This window comes from Alkalimonas cellulosilytica (genome assembly GCF_036325985.1).
In the GTDB taxonomy this organism is placed as follows: Bacteria; Pseudomonadota; Gammaproteobacteria; order Enterobacterales; family Alteromonadaceae; genus Alkalimonas; species Alkalimonas cellulosilytica.
Map to the genome: position 1 here is coordinate 1 of NZ_JAUHLI010000045.1, position 1,368 is coordinate 1,368.

General features: G+C 43.3%; 1 protein-coding gene. It reads left to right on the top strand.

Annotated features, from left to right (window positions below; all coding sequences use genetic code 11):
• The first annotated feature begins 183 nt into the window (after positions 1-183).
• Entirely contained in the window at positions 184-1,101 is a 918-nt protein-coding gene (locus QWY20_RS18450; RefSeq protein ID WP_330130449.1) for a hypothetical protein, read from the top strand.
• Positions 1,102-1,368: the final 267 nt, after the last annotated feature.

Consider the following 1,368-nt stretch of genomic DNA (forward strand, 5'->3'; position numbering starts at 1 on the left):
TTGTGCCAAAAGCCGACTTTATCCACCAAGTTAACACTGAAATCTTACCAGTGAAAAAAATGATTTTTAATGGTGAATTTTCTGAAGTGCCATGGCATGATTTGAAAGTTATTACTTCTGGGGTTAGCCCTACCATCTAATAAAAGACAGAACCTAATGGATTTTACGTCAAGGGAGAATGCGATGCTAAAAAAAATTCTTTTATCAATAGGGATCTCTTCTGCGCTCATCTTGTCTGGTTGCGCTAGCACCGGTAACAGCGGTCCTAAAACAGATGCGCAAGGCTACCCTGTGCTTGAAGTGCTGTCCAGCACTCACTACGTGTGGGATGACACTATTTCTGAGGCGCTTAATGTCGCACGAATGGCTCAGCCTGCTCGGGTTGGTCAGGGAATGCGGGACTTCACTGATGGAACCCAAGCTGGTGTCGCTGGTCGCTCCTCCACCGGTGAGCGGGTGGCAGGTGGTGCCATCATGGGCGTTGGCCAAGGTTTATTCGGTGTTGTGGCCAGTGAAATGATGATTGGGCGAGTGGATCGTGAAATGAGCTGGCGGCCGGCGATTGTGGAGCTTATTAATGGTCAAGATTTTAAAGTGCATGGTGGCGGTTGGGACTTTGTTTTATTGAGGGATTATGTATCCAGAAAGGTTATGGATTCTATCAAAGAGGAATACGAAAATATTAGTTTTGGTCCTTCAATGACTATGAGAGGAGATAGGAACTACAACACATACATAATGGTTAAAGGTGATATCTGTGGTGAAATTAGAAATTTCGATTCCAGGCGTACTCAAGAAGTAGAGTCATTTATCAAAAATAACCCATCCCATCACTTCATTGATGGGCCAGACGAAATAATGGAGTACTGCTTTATAAGTATGAATATCTCGGTAGCTGGCGGCGCTATAATTGATGATGAATACAGAGATGTAATTGTTGCAGAGTTGAACCGAGGGGCCTTGTTGCACCCAGCAATAATTAGAAATTACAAGGGTTATGTTTTGGTGCCAGAAGTTTACATTGTTAATGGTGTTCGATTAACCAGACCTTATGCCTTTTTAGTCAGTAATGGCAAAGAGATTTTATTCCAGCGCCCGTAGATTGTTGAAACTAAGCCACTCCCTTTCCGGAATGGCTTAGTTGTTTTTCTTAGTTTTCAGTAGGATCGAATCCGAACTCGCATACAGGCGGCCTGGGCATTATCGAACAGTCCAGCCCATGCCGCAGCTGGTCAATGGCAATCTTGTCTTCACTGACAACTGACGGAATTCTCAGTTCAATTGACAAGCTTTAAGGATTATTTTGATAACGTTATCTAGCAATATCTAAGTTGATTTGATTTTACCGAAAGTCCGCTTTTCGCTCTT

Bases quoted from the DNA above. Each gene is read 5' to 3' on its own strand.
- QWY20_RS18450 (WP_330130449.1), top strand. From the start codon at position 184: ATGCTAAAAAAAATTCTTTTATCAATAGGGATCTCTTCTGCGCTCATC.